This is a genomic window from Dyadobacter koreensis, from assembly GCF_900108855.1.
GTDB lineage: Bacteria > Bacteroidota > Bacteroidia > Cytophagales > Spirosomataceae > Dyadobacter > Dyadobacter koreensis.
Map to the genome: position 1 here is coordinate 141,734 of NZ_FNXY01000009.1, position 15,499 is coordinate 157,232.

A 15,499-nucleotide genomic window follows, 5' to 3' on the forward strand; every position below is an offset into this window, starting at 1 on the left:
GTAGTGGTATTGTTAATTGTGTGAAATTGATTTAAATAACAAGATTAAATTATAAAAACGAAATTTAGTAAACATTAACTTATGTTAACAATGCTTTTAAACTTATTATGATTCATTGTTATGATTATTATTTTCCTGCATAATTTTGGCGTGCATTATAAAAAAATGTAACTTAACTACGGTTTCAACCCGTAACGTTTGCTTATGCTTCTAAATGATAGTTTGACCGGTTCCAGTGTTTTGAATAAAGAAAATATAACAGACGACTACCGCCTGGCTTGTGAAAGTCGGCAGGTAAGCTTATTGGGAAGAAAGGATACAATGGGAGGCCGGTCCAAGTTCGGGATCTTCGGAGATGGCAAGGAAGTGGCGCAGATTGCCATGGCAAGGGCTTTTAAATTAGGAGATTTTCGTTCAGGATATTACAGGGACCAGACCGTTGAAGCTTATCTGGGAAATTTAACCTGGCAGCAATTCTTTGCACAAATGTATGCCCATGCAGATCTGGAGCATGAACCTCATACAGGCGGACGCTCGATGAACGGACACTTCGCAACCCGTTGGCTGGATGACAAAGGCCATTGGCTTGATCAGACAAAACTTTACAATTCAGTATGTGATATATCGCCAACGGCAGGACAAATTCCTCGCTCTGTTGGTTTGGCTTACGCTTCGAAACTTTACCGCGCCAATAAAGACATTCAAAATCTTACGACTTTTTCTGATAAGGGAAATGAGATCGTTTTTGCAACCATTGGCGATGCGTCCACTTCTCAGGGTATGTTCTGGGAGGCGATGAACGCAGCCGGAGTTTTGCAGATTCCATTATTGATGTCCGTTTGGGATGATGGATATGGTATCTCCGTGCCTGTTGAATACCAGACTACAAAATCAAGTATTTCCAAAGCACTGGCAGGTTTACAGCGAAATGAAGAAGAAACAGGCGTCGAAATAATTGCTGTTAACGGCTGGGATTATCCCGCACTGATTGAGACTTATCAGAAAGCGGCGGATTTGTGCAGAACTGAACAAGTTCCGGTCCTAATCCACGTAACTGAACTGACACAGCCACAAGGACATTCTTCCTCGGGCTCGCATGAACGATATAAATCCAAGCAACGACTCCAATGGGAAAATGAGCGTGACTGCAACATACATTTTCGTAAATGGATTCTGAATAATGGATATGCCACAGACGAAGAACTTGAGCGCATCGAAACGGATGCAAAAGAAACAGCCAGAGAGTCACGCAATCGTGCCTGGAAAGCATACCGGAAAGATCTCGACGCTGAACATCAGCAAACAATTGAGCTCCTCAAAACAACAGCGAAGGAAAGTATATTTTCAGAGGAATTGTCTGGAATCGCTTCAGAATTAAGTAAAACGTATTATCCGGTCCGGCGCGATAATGTGGTAAGTGTCAGAAAAGCACTTCGTACAATCCGTAATGAAAACACGCCTTCCAGAGTAATTTTACAAGAATGGCTTCAAAACGCGCTCAAAGAAAACGCGCAACGATATAATTCGCAGCTTTACAGCGAATCTGATTTATCCCCCCTGAATGTTCCGCCGGTCAATCCTGTTTTTTCAGACGAAAGTCTGACCGTTGACGGTCGTGAAGTGATCCGTTCCTATTTCAACGCCTTGTTTGCCCGAGATCCGCGTGTTGTTGCGATCGGAGAAGATGTGGGAATGATTGGGGATGTAAATCAGGGACTTGCAGGATTGCAGGAAAAATTCGGTGAATTACGGATCACTGATACCGGAATTCGTGAAACAACAATTATTGGTCAGGGAATTGGTATGGCGATGCGCGGTTTGCGCCCAATCGTTGAAATTCAGTATTTCGACTATATCTATTATGCTTTGGCAACGCTTACAGATGACCTTGCCAGTCTTCGTTACCGTACTGCCGGTGGACAAAAAGCACCACTGATTATCCGTACACGCGGCCATCGTCTGGAAGGAATCTGGCATTCCGGTTCGCCGATGGGTACGATGCTCAGCAGCGTTCGCGGTATGCATGTTATTGTTCCAAGAAACTTTACCCAGGCAGCCGGACTTTATAATACATTGATCAAAGGAGACGATCCGGCTTTGGTTGTTGAACCGCTTAATGCCTACCGTCAGAAAGAATTGCTGCCGGATAATATCAGCGAAATCTGTGTTCCGCTGGGAGAACCTGAGGTGTTAAAAGAAGGAAAAGATATCACCGTTGTTACTTATGGCTCCATGTGCCGTATAGTTATGGAGGCAGCAACGCAATTACATAATCTGGGAATTGAAATTGAAGTGATTGATGTGCAGACATTATTACCTTTCGATATCAACAACCGGATTCTTGAATCAATTAAGAAAACAAGCCGTGTGATTTTTGCAGATGAAGACGTTCCCGGAAGTGCTTCGGCCTTTATGATGCAGCAAGTTCTGGAAAAGCAAAATGCTTACCGCTGGCTTGACTCTGCTCCGGTTACAATTTCAGCAAAACCACACCGTCCTCCATACGGTTCTGATGGTGATTATTTCACAAAACCAAATATGGATGATATTGTTGAAGTGGCTTATGGTATGATGCACGAAACGGATCCAACCCATTTTCCGACTTTGTATTAATTGATTCATTGAAAATTGCTTGTCTGAAATTTATTAATTCGTCTTAATAAATTCTGACATGTATAAAAAATTTGGTAAAAGGTTCATAGATGTGATCATAGCGGCGGCAGGACTAATCATCCTGTCTCCGCTTTTTCTTTTTCTGATCCTGCTGATTTACTTTCTTACTAATAGAAATCCATTTTTCCATCAACCTAGGCCTGGGTTAAATGGCAAAATCTTCACTATCCTCAAATTCAAAACTATGATGGATTTGTATGACAAAAATGGTATTCTGCTTTCTGATTCACAACGGTTAACCTCACTAGGAAAATTTCTTCGTCAAACTTCTCTGGACGAACTGCCGCAACTTTGGAATGTCCTGATTGGAGACATGAGTCTTGTCGGGCCTCGACCTTTGCTTCAAGAGTATTTATCAATCTATACCAAGGAGCAATCAGAAAGGCATAACGTAAAACCCGGAATCACAGGATGGGCACAGGTTAACGGAAAAAACTCCATCAGCTGGGAAGATAAATTTGCCTATGATTTATGGTATGTTAAAAACATATCGCTACGAACCGACCTGATTATTTTGTCTTTAACGCTTCGAACAATTTTTTCACCCAGGCAGATTATTTCAAACGAAAAACAGGTGTCTGGAAAATTCACCGGTTAAGCTGACAACCATAATCTTCTCATCTTTTTCAACAACTAAATTATGCTTGTATACGGCGCAGGTGGGCATGCAAAGGTTATCATTTCAATTTTAAAAGCCGGTGGCCACAAAATAGAAACAATTTTTGATGATGATATTTTGAAAGATTATCTTCTCGAAATACCTGTAACAAACGTATACGACCCGAATCTTTTCCGGGATGAAAAGCTTATAATTGCCATAGGTGATAATCTTATCCGAAGGCAATTGTCTGCACAAATCCTGCATGAATTTGGGAAAATAATTCATACTTCTGCTGTTTTAGACAATACTGCCCAAATGGGAGCAGGCAGCTGCATGATGCAAAATTCAGTCGTACAGGCAGATTCCGTAATTGGTAAACACGTTATTATTAACACATCTTCTTCCGTCGATCATGATTGTCATATCGGAGATTTTGTTCATATCGCTCCGGGTGTTGTTATTGGCGGAAATGTTACCATTGGCGAAAATACATTGATTGGGATTGGAAGTATTGTAATTCCAGGTTTATCAATTGGCAAAAATTGCCTTATATCTGCCGGAAGTGTAGTTACCAAAAATATCGCGGACGGAATGATTGTCCGCGGCAATCCGGCCAGAATTATTTCATATAAATGATGAAGAAAATCTGGGTATCACCGCCGCATCAAAGCGGGAATGAGTTGAAATACATCCAGGAAGCACTGGACAGTAACTATCTCGCTCCCGCAGGGCCGCATATTGAGGCCTTTGAGCAATCTTTAAGCGAATACGTTTGCGTTGGGCATGCGGCAGCACTGTCGTCCGGCACAGCTGCCTTACATCTTGCTTTGAAAATTCTGGATGTCGGGCCAGGAGATATTGTCATTTGCCCGACTTTTACCTTCACTGCCAGTGCAAACCCGATCGTTTATTTGGGAGCAACGCCGGTGTTTGTTGACAGTGAAATGTCAAGCTGGAATATGTGTGCGGATGTATTGGAAAGCGCGGTCAAACATTATATCCATCGCGGCAAAAAGCCAAAAGCCATTATCGGCGTACACATCTATGGTATGCCGGTCCGGCTGGATGAGATTTTATCGATCTCCCATAAATACGAAATCCCGTTTGTTGAGGATGCAGCGGAAGCACTAGGTTCAATGTACAAAGGCAGAAAAGTGGGCTCATTTGGAACAATGAGCATTCTTTCCTTCAATGGAAACAAGATCATTACCACTTCCGGAGGCGGAGCAATTTTATCGGATAATGAATCCTTTATTTCAAAGGCGAAATTTCTTTCCACCCAGGCAAAGGATGAAGCTCCTCATTACCAACACTCAGAAATTGGATATAATTATCGGCTGAGCAATGTTTCTGCCGGAATAGGCAGGGCACAGCTCGAAGTGATTGAGGAAAGAGTGAAACAACGCCGTTCGAATTTTCAATTTTACCAGCGGGAACTTAAAAACTTACCCGGAATATCTTTCCAAAATGAAGCAAAGCACAGTTGCTCAAATCGATGGCTGAGCTGTATCCTGATTGATCCACTAGTATCAAATGGATTGACCCGCGAAAGTATTCGTTTGGCTTTGTTAAAAGAAAATATTGAATCAAGGCCCTTATGGAAGCCTCTTCACTTACAGCGTGTATTCAAAGGAGTATCTTATTTTGGAGGGAATATTTCTGAAAGGCTTTTTGAGTTGGGACTTTGTTTGCCTTCAGGGTCAGACCTGAGCGACGAGGATTTGTCAAGAATAACTCTTCTGATTAAACTAAAATGCCCTTAAAAACTAATTGTCTTGAAGGGCATTTTGTTAGTTACAGAACTTCCAGCTCATATTGTAAAGGAGTATATGGCTGAATAAGAAATCCGCCTACTGAATTTGGCTGTCCTTTTTTACCATATCCAAGACTAGAGGGAAAAATCGCAATAATTTTCTCGCCTTTTCTCATTTTACGAACGGCGCGGTCAAAACCTGCGATAGCCATACCTATACCGGTAGTAATTGGATAAGTACTTTCCTGAACCTTTGTATCGTCCAAAAATTTAAGTGTGTACTTAACATTTACCGACTTTCCGGCTCCGAGCGTGTCGCCAGAGACGGTATTTGTTCTTACTATTACCAAATCATCACTGGTTCTTTCTGAAACTACGAATTGTTTCTTAACAAGAAAATCATCGATTTGTTGTTTTTCAGAACGTGAAGCCAATATCTGAATATTCATTTTGATGACAGAATAAGCAGGAATATTTCCTTGATTATAACTTCCGTATGCCAGATAAAAAGGCATAAAGATCGTGTTTACTTCTCCTACCCGCATTCTGTTAACGGCAATTTCCATCCCCGGTAACAGAAAGTTTAGGCCTGAGCCAAATGGATACGTAAATGGTATATTTTTATCATTGGTAGAGCTTAATACCTTCGTACCATTCAGCAAATAACCGTCAAATTTTAAATTAACTTCGTCGCCCGCCCGCGCTTTATTTCCCGTCGGATTAGCCTTTTTCACCACATAATATAATCCGGAAGAATCTCTTGTCGCAACCAAAGCACTATCGGCCAAATACTTTTCAATCTGCTGCTGGTTTTCGACGATTTTTGCCTCGTCGTCATTACCTACTGAATTATTACAGGCCACCATACCCACAACCACAGCTGCCAAAAGGCCTAATTTTAGAAATGTACTCTTCATTTTGTTACCTCAGTTTTTAACGGTTATTCATCAATATTTTCCAATCTATATGTAAAGACCTAAGGAAAGACGAAAAGGTTGGAAGACTTCTTAAAAAAACTTAAATTTTCATTTTCTCGAAATACAGACAAAAAGAAGTTAACGGACATACGTTACACTTTGGCGTGCGTGCAAGACAAATATATCGCCCATGCAAAATTAGCCAGTGGTGAGCCTTCGGTACCAGTTCTGTTGGAATATGGCGCATTAACCCTTTTTCAACCGCCAATGGCGTTGTTGCCGTAGATGGAACCAATCCCAGCCTGCGCGACACACGGTAAACATGCGTATCTACTGCCATCGTAGGTTGATTAAAAATTACAGAAGCTATCACATTTGCAGTCTTCCGGCCAACTCCGGGAAGTTCCTGAAGCTCAGAAATTGAAGCAGGAATTTCAGAATTAAATTTTTCGGTCAGCATTCTCGCCATACCGACAAGGTGTTTACTTTTATTATTTGGATAAGAAATAGAGCGGATATAAGTGAAAACTTCCTCGGCATAGGATGCAGCCAGTGATTCCGGATCAGGAAAACGCTCGAACAATGCAGGCGTAACCATATTGATCCTTTTATCTGTGCATTGTGCAGACAGGATTACCGCCACTAATAATTCGTAGGGATTAGTGTAGTGCAGCTCTGTTTCAGGTTCAGGAAAATTGGTTGTAAAATATTCTAAAAATAACCTGAAACGTTCTTTTCGATTCATAAAATTTGTGAAAGCTTAGGGATTGGACAATAAAGTATTTTGCGTCCTCAAGAATTCGAAGACACAAAATACCTGTTTCAGAAAATATCCTGAAAGGGACGACCAAAAACAGAGAAACAATCTACATTACGTTCCTAACAGGAGAGCGCAGTTGCAGATTGTTTCTGAGAATATTGTCGTGAAAAATGAAGTATTTTCTGGACTGAACGATCGGACGGAGTTCGTACGATTTTGTTCATCTGTTCCTTAATTTCAAGGGAATCCAGATAAAAGTTCATTAAATCGTCATCGAGTGTCAGAGCCTCGGCGATAGAATCATTTTCATTTTGAGTTGTTTCGGCATATAAATACCTAACTACATCATCGTAAGTAAAAGTTTTTGTCATACTGCGGGGTACGTTGGCTGAATTGCTTGCGCAAATTTATCAACGCGTAACGCATACGACCCAATGCCGTATTAATACTCACACCTGTCGCATCAGCAATTTCCTGAAAACTCATGTCCTCATAGTGGCGCATGATCAGAACCTGCTTCTGTACATCCGGTAGCCGTTGGATCATTTCCCTCAGCTGCTCGTGCGTCTCTTGCCGAATCTGGATTGACTCAACGGAATCTTCCGAGAAATCCAGTGTATTGAATACACTGCTTCCATCTTCGAACACTACATTGGGGTAGCGTTTATCGCGTCTGAAATAATCAATGGCTAGGTTGTGTGCGATCCGTATAATCCAAGGCAAAAATTTACCTTCGTCGTTATATCTACCTGACTTTATAGTGTCAACTGCTTTAATAAATGTATCCTGCAACAAATCCTCGGCTACATATTGGTCCTTGACAATCAGATAAATAGTCGTGTAAATTCTTGACTTATGGCGCTGAACAAGCTTTTCAAAAGCTTTCTCATTACCACGAATATACAATGTTACCAACTCACTGTCGCTAACTTGGACTTTCTCCATTTTACTATTCGATTTAGTTAACGTAGAGCAGTTCGTCTATATTGTTTCTCCTTTCTTGGTAAGTGTGAAATAATGTGTTTTAACAGTATTTTGAATTATATTAATCAAAGAAATAGATTTGGTAATTGATTTGCAAATGTTTGCACTCCTTTTTTTTCTAATTTATTTCCAATTAACAACTGTTAACAAGTAATTAACAGAAATCAGGATTTTCGGATATGGCTATTAAAGCCTATACTTATTGATGCAAATAATTGAACTTATCAAATAATATACGATGCAGTACAGCCTTTTGGATCATTTAGTATAAAAATGAAATAAAAATTTTCAGGATATTTTTTCCGACTTTTACAGGAAGTACAGGCGCATCATTATTTATGAAATACAAACATCTTTTTTTTGACCTTGACCACACACTTTGGGATTTTGAGCGGAACAGTTCCGAATCTTTAAAAGATATTTTCCATAACTCCAATCTGACAAGTCACGGCGTTAACTCTCTCGAACTTTTCGTGCAGTCTTTTTTAAGGATAAATACGGAGCTTTGGGAAAAATTCGATCGCGGTTTACTTCACCACACCTATATACGTGAAAACCGTTTCAAAATGGTTTTTGAAGAGTTAGGCGTTTTATGCCCTGAAAACCATGAAGAAATTGGTGAGATATATCTGCAAACTCTACCAGGTAAAAAACATTTACTGGAAGGTGCTTTGGAATTGCTTGATTACGTTTCTGAAAAGGGTTATAATCTCCACATTGTCACAAATGGCTTCAACGATATTCAGGCGAAGAAAATTTCCAGTTCTGGAATCAGTCACTTTTTTCAGAACTTGATCACTTTTGAAAATGCCAATGCCAAGAAACCCGATCCCAAGATTTTTGCATATGCCTTGGATGTCTCTGGCGCTTTACCCGAAGAAAGTATCATGATCGGCGATAACTGGATTGCAGATGTACTTGGTGCCAAACAATTTGGCTTGGATACAGTTTATGTCAATCCGGCCGGACTTAAATTTGAAGAATCCCCAACCTATGATATCCGTAGATTAGAAGAATTGAAAGCGATTTTTTAACCGCTTTCAATTCGGATATTAGTAGGTAAAAAGTAAAGGATTTTTGGGGCCGTCTGCAAGGCTTCCAATTGGTTTAGACGAAAGCCAAACCTCCCAGTCTGCCTGTTGGTAAGTATTTCCAGGCTCAACGACGCGCTGATCTTTATCCATATAAATCATGGTCATCACCTTTCGTGCCTTTCCTGACACATTCGCTCCCGCGCGATGAAATAACCAGCCAGCGTGAAAGCTAACCTCTCCCAGGTCAAAGGGAGTTTCATTTACCGCAAACTGTTTCAATTGTTCATTCATAAATGCCTCGCTTTCGTCGCTGATCTCAAGGTCACGGCCAATCTCCACGTTATGGCTTTTCTCTGCAAATGCCAACGGGCCCATTTCCATTAAGGTTGTTTGTAAAGGAATCCAGACCGTTACCGTTTTTGGAGATGACAAAGGCCAATAAAACTGATCGGCATGCCAGGGCGTAATGCCTCCGGAGGATTCTTTATATAATGCCTGATCATGATAAAGTCTGACACCTTGAACCTGCATCAGATCTGTGGCTATTTTCGCCAGGCGTTTTGAAAAAACAAATTCTTTAACTTCTTCATTTTCCAGCCACAAGTTCATGATCTGCAAAAACGCGCGCTCGTAAGTCGTCCGTTCTTCCATAGGTTTGGTAAGCTGGTTTAATTTAAAAACAAGGTCGGTAATCAGCTCTCCATAGTATTCGAGTACTTTAGCGCTCAAAACGTTTTTGAGTTTTACATATCCAAACTCGTTATAAAATGCGATCGCTTCTGCCGGCAATTCATATGTTTCTGTCAGTTCTTCTTTGAAGTACTCCTTATTTAAAACAGCCATAACCGATTGATGTTTTTTTTAAAAAGTATTCATATAAGAAAAACTACCGGTCAATCGATCTCATAGAAATCAATTTTCTTTTCACGGAGAAAACTTTTAATAACATCGACGTGAACGCATTGTCCGACGTTCAGGAAAGGGTAGTTGGAAACTCTTTTGCGGTGACCATCGGTTATCACTTCCCGGTTCACCTGATCGAAGCCCAAATGAAGATGCCTTGTCGCACTTTGCAAGCCATAAATGATACCATTACTGTCAAAAAGAGGGCCTCCGCTTTGTCCACGCAAACCAGGTGTACTCATTTCAATTCCGGTCACTCCATTATTTTCGCCGCCGATATGCCTTGTGATAATTCCATCGATCGGAAAGCTTGGCGTATTAATTCGCCCTTCCTTTGTCCACTCAATGTCATTAGTATTTTTGTTAAGATGATAGTTAGTAAATTCCGGAAAAGGATATCCCAAACGGCACAAATATCTGCCTTGTTTAACTGCCCGCGTATCTCTTAAAAAATGTGCATACCCCTGATATAACTTTACGTCATAGTCCCTGAACTGAATAATTGCGAGATCCTGAGTCGGATGAAGATGGATCGTCAGGCTTTTGTAGGCATCTACGCAATTGATAAAATTAAACAGGATACGGATCGGCGCATCACCGTTAATTTTATATTTTCCTTCAAGAAATTGACGCTGGGTTTCGTAACCAGGATCGCGCTCAAAGCGCCTTAATTCTCCTTTAAATTTCAGGTAATTTTCATAAATAAGATTAGCATGCAAAATCTGCTGAGCGACATGCCTGCACGTAATTGCATAACCATTTTCATTTACGAAAAACAGTGTTCCGGTTCCGGGAATAATATCGCTGCCGCCATAATAACGGGCAATAAAATGAATAGGGCGGGTAAATTGATCTACCGCTTCAATTGCTTCAACAAACATAAAAGGAAATTTAAACTAAGATTACGGAAGTTGGATTGGTATAATCGCTTCGGTTTGGTCCCAGCTCAAAATCAAATTTACGCCATTGGGTTGTTCTTGAAAGTATATTTTGAAAAGCTCCTCAACCTTTCGGTTCACCCGGATTTTAACATCAGATTTCAGGAAGTCCTGACCGTCATTATACTCCGTTCCCCATTGGCCGCTTTCGTTGTTTAAAATCACCTTCCATACCGATTGCCCTGGTATAGTCCATAGAGAATAAGTGCCGGCCTTAACCTCCTGACCTGCGAACTTTACATCTTTATCAAATTTTATAATCGTTGCTTCATTTGCCCCCGTACGCCAAACTTTTCCGTAAGGAACCAATGCCTTGTCTTGCTCACGCCCAAAAATATATCTTCCTTTTTTGGCAGGTTGACTGTAAGTTATTTCGACATCAATTCCCTTGTCGTGATAGGCTGCAATTGAAGCGGGACTAAACGATTTGGTATACTTTCTGAGAATAAAAAAACCTGCCAGACCGGCTGCAATAATTATTAAAAAGATCAGGAGAGTTTTCTTCATAGGAGTTTAAGGGCAAACGATTCGGTAAAATGTATAACTTATTGACAGGCGAATGTAGTAATAAGTATCTTTTTTGGATGGGTCGCCTTGTTCCAGTTGAACAGTAGATTTAGGATCTCCGCCCAAATTGTCATAGTAGTCACTAAAAGTTTTACGTGTTCCGTATTCCAGACCAATATTCCAGGGCCTTTTGATCTGGTACTTTATTCCGACGCCGTATGGAAGCACCAGGCTGCTGGTTTTATAATTATCGGTGACGACATCCGGCTTAAACTTCGAAATGCCAAGACCTCCGAACACATAAGGCGTCCAGTTAATTGCAAATCTTTTTTCCTGATAGTCAAGAAAATTATATTCAGCGACTGCGCTGGCTTCGGTAATTCTGGTACGAAAAGATAAGTTACGCTGAACTTGAACAGGATCCTTACTAAACCGATCCTCCGCTCCAATCAGTCCTGCTGCAACTTCTGCGCGAAGCGAAAGTGCCTGACTAGGATTATACCTAAAAAACAGACTTCCACCTGGCTTAAAAAACCGAAATTTAAACGAAGGAGAAATGTCGCCTTTGTAGTTAAAAGCTCCCAAACCTGCACCAACTTCAATTTTTTGAGCAAAGAGCTTATTTGTTTGCCCGCTTACACAAATGATAATTGAAATATATAACCCGTAAAAAAAATTCGCTTGTATCTTTTTCAAAATATTCTCCTCAACAAAATTCAATTTATTTTAGCGGCGGGCATTTTACCTGAGACGGAATGATGTAATGAACACTTATGGTACCGGTCATGTAGTTGTCATTTCCCTTTACATTGAAACCGCGCTCATTACCTGCCCTTCCGTAGTTTTGGCCTTCCAATACGGAATATGGATCTGTTGTATCAATATTATATGCAGCTTTTACATATTCTATTAGGCCAGCAGTTCTATCCTTTCCTTTCCTTGTAGAAAATTGTTCTCGTGACCTGTTAGAAAATTTTTCACCTGTGGAGCCAGGTTGAAATACTGAGGGATCTGCGTAAACACCCGAAACATCATCAAGATAATCAGTAAAAGTGAATCTGAAGCCCAATTCTGCCCCTATGTCAAAACGGTCATTGATTTTATAACGAACTCCAATTCCGATTGGGATAGCCATCTGAATTAACGAGTACGGCTTAGCATAGCCCGGTTGACCTTGGCCTTCGGTTCCCAGAGATTGTAATTTAACCCAATCACCAGTTACCTCGTCTTTTGCCTTAGGATTGTGCGCAACCGCTGCAATCCCTCCAAACAAATAAGCTCCAAATTGTGGACGACGGTCGTAACTTCTGTTATCTGGTGTTAGTTTATAAATCCCTACGACTGCGAATTCTTTCAAATCGTTTCTAAAACTTAAATTCCTTGGGAAACGGATGTTGGTTGGGTCTTTCTTATTCATTTCATAATCATCACCAACAATTCTTGCATAGGTAAAAGAAGCTCTCGCTGCCAGTCTTGGCGTGAAATGCCTTGTATAATTACCCGTGATACTCCATCGCATCATGCCAAAAGTCGACCTTAGCGGAGTAGTGTAAGAAGCCATATCGCCATAATAACTGGAAGTCCCGATCCCGAATCCAGCAGAAGAATAAGGAATAAATGTGCCACGTCTTACCTGCGCCTCAGTCTCGTAATTTATTACCAATAACCCCAGTATTAATAAAAATACGAGCTTTTTGCTTATCGGTCTCATTTGAAAATCTTTAATCATTTTTGGATCAATTTTTTGCAAAAATAGAACAGTTGTTGGTTTTCTTCAGGATATATCTCCTTTTCAACGTATTTCTTATTGTTTTATTTGTACAGCTTAATAATTTAAATCATCATATTTTCCCTTCATTACATAATTATACTGGAAGCTGACCTAAAAGTAACTTGTGGAAACTTTATATTCTTACCGCAGCCCTGATAAGCGCGCAAAATTTAGTATTATTGTATAATAGAAAATCAGATCTTTCCATAATGATTACCAGCAGAAACCTTCAATTTTCCTATTCTCCGCAGAAACAATTCGCATTTCCTGATATAAGTTGTGCAGACAAAGAAGCGCTTTTGATTCTTGGCCAGTCTGGCCGGGGCAAAACTACTTTTCTTCATTTACTGGCATTATTACTTAAACCAGATTCTGGAAATATTCATATTGATAACAGAGAATTGTCTGGCTTGTCACACACTGAACGCACCAACATAAGAGCAAAAAGCTTGGGGATTATTTATCAGCGGGCCCATTTCGTTGGCGCACTTTCAGTTTTGGATAATATATTATTGTCAAGTTATCTTGCCGGGAACAAACAGGATAAGGAGAAAGCCGCTTATTTGGCTGAACAGCTGGGTTTTGCTGATCACTTGCATAAAAAAACTACGCAATTAAGCCAAGGGGAGCAACAGCGCGTAAGTATCGCGCGGGCACTGATGAATAACCCAAACGTTATTCTAGCTGACGAACCTACTTCCAATCTTGATGACAACAACTGCCAGAAAGTTGTTGAGCTGTTGAAAAACCAGGCGTTCTCTATTGGTGCCAGTCTGGTTGTTGTAACCCACGATCAGCGCCTGAAAGATGAATTTCCAAACCAGGTATTTTTGTAAGATTATTTTAAGGTTTAGCCTCAGCGAGGTTAGCTTCACATATACATTTTAATTTCAATGAATCTTCTCAAAATCAGTTTAGCAAACCTTAAAGAGAAAAAATTAAACAGTTTTCTGAGCACGATGTTACTTACGCTTGGGATCGGGATGATCTCTTTATTACTGCTTTTAAATAAACAACTTGACGAACAGTTCCGCCGAAATATTCGAGGGATCGATATGGTTGTCGGTGCCAAGGGTAGCCCGCTCCAACTCATTCTTTCCAGCATTTACCAGATCGATGCGCCAACGGGAAATGTTCCTTTGGCAGAAGTTAATTCTTTAAAACGAAATCCGTTTGTAAAAACGGTTATTCCGCTTTCTATGGGCGACAATTATCACGGGTTCAGGATTGTTGGAACAACACCGAAATATGTTGAACATTTTCAGGCAAAAATTGCTCAGGGAGCATTATTCAGCCAGCCTATGGATGTGACACTGGGAAGTAAAGTTGCCAAAAACTCAGGCTTGAAAATAGGAGACACTTTCGCCAGTTCTCACGGACTTGATTCGGATGGTGAAGCCCACAATGATAAAAAATATAAAGTAGTAGGTTTTTTTGAGCCGACTGGCTCCGTTGTTGATCAGCTTGTTTTGACTGGCCTCGAAAGTGTGTGGGAAATCCATGAGCATGCCGAAGAAAACGAAGCAAATGCACCAGCGGACGATGTTAAAGAAAGTGATCCTGCACATGAAGAAAATATGGCAGACATACACCACAATGAAGAAAAACAGGTTACGAGTGCTTTAATTCAGTTCAGAAACCCTATGGGGCTGATTACCATTCCGCGCCAGATTAATGAAAATACATCTATGCAGGCGGCCTTGCCTAGTATCGAGATCAACAGGCTATTTTCACTTTTGGGTGTTGGAATCGATACATTGCGTGCACTGGCGCTTGTCATTATTGTTATTGCAGGAGTCAGTGTCTTTATTTCACTTTATAATTCTCTTAAAGAAAGAAAATATGAAATGGCGCTGATGCTTTCCATGGGTGCGACCCGCACTAAATTATTTCTGATGCTTTTGCTTGAAGGTTTGATTTTAGCCGTTACAGGATACCTTTCTGGTGTGATACTCGGCCGTGTTGGATTGCTACTTTTCAGCCGTGCCGCAGAACAGGATTTTCATTATTCCATTCGGGAATTCAACTTATTGCCCGAAGAAATTTATCTTTTAATCGGCGCATTGATTTTAGGTCTGCTGGCGGCGGCCTTACCATCTTTGGGTATTTACAGACTGAATATCTCCCGAACGCTGGCAGAGGAATGATATTAGTCGTATTTTTGTTTGACTACCTGAATCCTATTTAGTATAAAACATCAAAATAATATGAAATCAGTACGTTTCATAGCCATCGCGCTTCTTCTCGCCTCCTTATTTGCATTCGCACCGAGCTCTGCACCTGTAAAATTAACATGGGAAACTTTGCGTGATGTGACTTTTAAGAAGAAATGGTATGCAGAAGAATCGATCTATATGCTGCATCCGACTTTTGGACCAAGTGTGCAAAAATTGAAAAATCAGCCGGTAACAATTACTGGATATATTCTTCCTGTGGATCTGGACGCAAATTTATATGTATTGTCCGCATTTCCATTCAGCGCATGTTTTTTCTGCGGCGGGGCAGGGCCGGAAACGGTGATGACATTAAATTTCAAGAAAAACGGACGTAAGTTTAAAACAGACGAACGTCTTACTTTTCAAGGAACTTTAAAATTAAATGCGGATGATATTTACCAGATGAATTATATTCTGGACGGCGCAGAAATTGTCGATTAAT

At 40.5% G+C, this 15,499-nt stretch carries 17 protein-coding genes; 8 read left to right on the forward strand and 9 right to left on the reverse strand.

The annotated features are described in order from the left end of the window. Positions 1-204 precede the first annotated feature (204 nt). The 4 genes from BMY70_RS25805 to BMY70_RS25820 are packed head-to-tail and all read left to right on the forward strand — an operon-like array spanning position 205 to position 5,037. Entirely contained in the window at positions 205-2,613 is a 2,409-nt protein-coding gene (locus BMY70_RS25805; protein ID WP_090340215.1) for an alpha-ketoacid dehydrogenase subunit alpha/beta, read from the forward strand. 58 nt (positions 2,614-2,671) lie between these two features. After that, on the forward strand, positions 2,672-3,271 hold the full coding sequence (locus BMY70_RS25810) for a sugar transferase (protein ID WP_090340218.1): 600 nt from the start codon (positions 2,672-2,674) through the stop codon (positions 3,269-3,271). Positions 3,272-3,313: 42 nt separating this feature from the next. Then, a complete protein-coding gene (locus tag BMY70_RS25815) occupies positions 3,314-3,910 on the forward strand; it encodes an acetyltransferase (RefSeq protein WP_090340221.1) in 597 nt (198 codons plus the stop codon). After that, positions 3,907-5,037, forward strand: coding sequence for a DegT/DnrJ/EryC1/StrS family aminotransferase (locus BMY70_RS25820; protein ID WP_090340224.1), 1,131 nt, complete (start codon positions 3,907-3,909; stop codon positions 5,035-5,037). Before BMY70_RS25815 ends, BMY70_RS25820 begins: the two co-directional genes overlap by 4 nt. Positions 5,038-5,068: 31 nt before the next feature. Here the strand turns inward: BMY70_RS25820 and BMY70_RS25825 are convergent, their stop codons facing one another. From BMY70_RS25825 to BMY70_RS25840, 4 genes are all read right to left on the reverse strand, one after another. Continuing rightward, entirely contained in the window at positions 5,069-5,944 is an 876-nt protein-coding gene (locus tag BMY70_RS25825) for an FKBP-type peptidyl-prolyl cis-trans isomerase (RefSeq protein ID WP_090340227.1), read from the reverse strand. Positions 5,945-6,044: 100 nt separating this feature from the next. After that, a complete protein-coding gene (nth, locus tag BMY70_RS25830) occupies positions 6,045-6,689 on the reverse strand; it encodes an endonuclease III (RefSeq protein WP_090340229.1) in 645 nt (214 codons plus the stop codon). A gap of 134 nt (positions 6,690-6,823) precedes the next feature. Further along, on the reverse strand, positions 6,824-7,075 hold the full coding sequence (locus tag BMY70_RS25835) for a hypothetical protein (RefSeq protein WP_090340232.1): 252 nt from the start codon (positions 7,073-7,075) through the stop codon (positions 6,824-6,826). Continuing rightward, on the reverse strand, positions 7,050-7,649 hold the full coding sequence (locus BMY70_RS25840) for an RNA polymerase sigma factor (protein WP_090340234.1): 600 nt from the start codon (positions 7,647-7,649) through the stop codon (positions 7,050-7,052). Before BMY70_RS25840 ends, BMY70_RS25835 begins: the two co-directional genes overlap by 26 nt. Positions 7,650-8,026: 377 nt before the next feature. Between BMY70_RS25840 and BMY70_RS25845 the strand changes: the two genes are divergently transcribed. Then, on the forward strand, positions 8,027-8,722 hold the full coding sequence (locus BMY70_RS25845) for a YjjG family noncanonical pyrimidine nucleotidase (RefSeq protein WP_090340236.1): 696 nt from the start codon (positions 8,027-8,029) through the stop codon (positions 8,720-8,722). A gap of 18 nt (positions 8,723-8,740) precedes the next feature. On the opposite strand, the gene BMY70_RS25850 is transcribed toward BMY70_RS25845, so the two are convergent. Genes BMY70_RS25850 through BMY70_RS25870 form a run of 5 tightly spaced genes read right to left on the reverse strand, consistent with a single transcriptional unit; the run spans position 8,741 to position 12,781 of the window. After that, complete coding sequence (locus BMY70_RS25850; protein WP_090340239.1) at positions 8,741-9,565, reverse strand: phytanoyl-CoA dioxygenase family protein; 825 nt, start codon at positions 9,563-9,565, stop codon at positions 8,741-8,743. A gap of 50 nt (positions 9,566-9,615) precedes the next feature. Then, positions 9,616-10,506, reverse strand: a complete 891-nt coding sequence (locus BMY70_RS25855; RefSeq protein WP_090340242.1) for a trypsin-like peptidase domain-containing protein — start codon at positions 10,504-10,506, stop codon at positions 9,616-9,618. Between the two features lie 21 nt (positions 10,507-10,527). After that, positions 10,528-11,070 (reverse strand): DUF2911 domain-containing protein, encoded by a 543-nt coding sequence (locus tag BMY70_RS25860; protein WP_090340247.1) that lies wholly within the window; start codon positions 11,068-11,070, stop codon positions 10,528-10,530. 6 nt (positions 11,071-11,076) lie between these two features. After that, positions 11,077-11,766 (reverse strand): type IX secretion system protein PorG, encoded by a 690-nt coding sequence (gene porG / locus BMY70_RS25865; protein ID WP_229209781.1) that lies wholly within the window; start codon positions 11,764-11,766, stop codon positions 11,077-11,079. Positions 11,767-11,791: 25 nt separating this feature from the next. Further along, a complete protein-coding gene (locus BMY70_RS25870; protein ID WP_090340821.1) occupies positions 11,792-12,781 on the reverse strand; it encodes a DUF6089 family protein in 990 nt (329 codons plus the stop codon). Between the two features lie 269 nt (positions 12,782-13,050). Here BMY70_RS25870 and BMY70_RS25875 point away from each other — a divergent pair, with 269 nt between their 5' ends. From BMY70_RS25875 to BMY70_RS25885, 3 genes are read left to right on the forward strand one after another with little or no spacing between them, the layout of a single operon-like run. Next, positions 13,051-13,677, forward strand: coding sequence for an ABC transporter ATP-binding protein (locus BMY70_RS25875; protein ID WP_090340254.1), 627 nt, complete (start codon positions 13,051-13,053; stop codon positions 13,675-13,677). A 57-nt stretch (positions 13,678-13,734) separates the two neighbouring features. Next, positions 13,735-14,988 carry an ABC transporter permease gene (locus BMY70_RS25880; RefSeq protein ID WP_090340261.1) on the forward strand — a complete coding sequence of 418 codons (1,254 nt, stop codon included), beginning with the start codon at positions 13,735-13,737 and terminating at the stop codon, positions 14,986-14,988. 60 nt (positions 14,989-15,048) lie between these two features. Further along, entirely contained in the window at positions 15,049-15,498 is a 450-nt protein-coding gene (locus BMY70_RS25885; RefSeq protein ID WP_090340268.1) for a YEATS domain-containing protein, read from the forward strand. The last annotated feature ends 1 nt before the right edge of the window (position 15,499 follow it).

Excerpts from the sequence above, each read along its gene's own strand:
- BMY70_RS25855 (WP_090340242.1), bottom strand. The coding sequence starts at position 10,506 with ATGTTTGTTGAAGCAATTGAAGCGGTAGATCAATTTACCCGCCCTATT.
- BMY70_RS25845 (WP_090340236.1), top strand. The coding sequence starts at position 8,027 with ATGAAATACAAACATCTTTTTTTTGACCTTGACCACACACTTTGGGAT.
- BMY70_RS25860 (WP_090340247.1), bottom strand. The coding sequence starts at position 11,070 with ATGAAGAAAACTCTCCTGATCTTTTTAATAATTATTGCAGCCGGTCTG.
- BMY70_RS25820 (WP_090340224.1), top strand. The coding sequence starts at position 3,907 with ATGATGAAGAAAATCTGGGTATCACCGCCGCATCAAAGCGGGAATGAG.
- BMY70_RS25880 (WP_090340261.1), top strand. The coding sequence starts at position 13,735 with ATGAATCTTCTCAAAATCAGTTTAGCAAACCTTAAAGAGAAAAAATTA.
- BMY70_RS25805 (WP_090340215.1), top strand. The coding sequence starts at position 205 with ATGCTTCTAAATGATAGTTTGACCGGTTCCAGTGTTTTGAATAAAGAA.
- BMY70_RS25885 (WP_090340268.1), top strand. The coding sequence starts at position 15,049 with ATGAAATCAGTACGTTTCATAGCCATCGCGCTTCTTCTCGCCTCCTTA.
- BMY70_RS25840 (WP_090340234.1), bottom strand. The coding sequence starts at position 7,649 with ATGGAGAAAGTCCAAGTTAGCGACAGTGAGTTGGTAACATTGTATATT.
- BMY70_RS25870 (WP_090340821.1), bottom strand. The coding sequence starts at position 12,781 with ATGAGACCGATAAGCAAAAAGCTCGTATTTTTATTAATACTGGGGTTA.
- BMY70_RS25810 (WP_090340218.1), top strand. The coding sequence starts at position 2,672 with ATGTATAAAAAATTTGGTAAAAGGTTCATAGATGTGATCATAGCGGCG.
- nth (WP_090340229.1), bottom strand. The coding sequence starts at position 6,689 with ATGAATCGAAAAGAACGTTTCAGGTTATTTTTAGAATATTTTACAACC.
- BMY70_RS25835 (WP_090340232.1), bottom strand. The coding sequence starts at position 7,075 with ATGACAAAAACTTTTACTTACGATGATGTAGTTAGGTATTTATATGCC.
- BMY70_RS25875 (WP_090340254.1), top strand. The coding sequence starts at position 13,051 with ATGATTACCAGCAGAAACCTTCAATTTTCCTATTCTCCGCAGAAACAA.
- BMY70_RS25850 (WP_090340239.1), bottom strand. The coding sequence starts at position 9,565 with ATGGCTGTTTTAAATAAGGAGTACTTCAAAGAAGAACTGACAGAAACA.
- BMY70_RS25815 (WP_090340221.1), top strand. The coding sequence starts at position 3,314 with ATGCTTGTATACGGCGCAGGTGGGCATGCAAAGGTTATCATTTCAATT.
- BMY70_RS25825 (WP_090340227.1), bottom strand. The coding sequence starts at position 5,944 with ATGAAGAGTACATTTCTAAAATTAGGCCTTTTGGCAGCTGTGGTTGTG.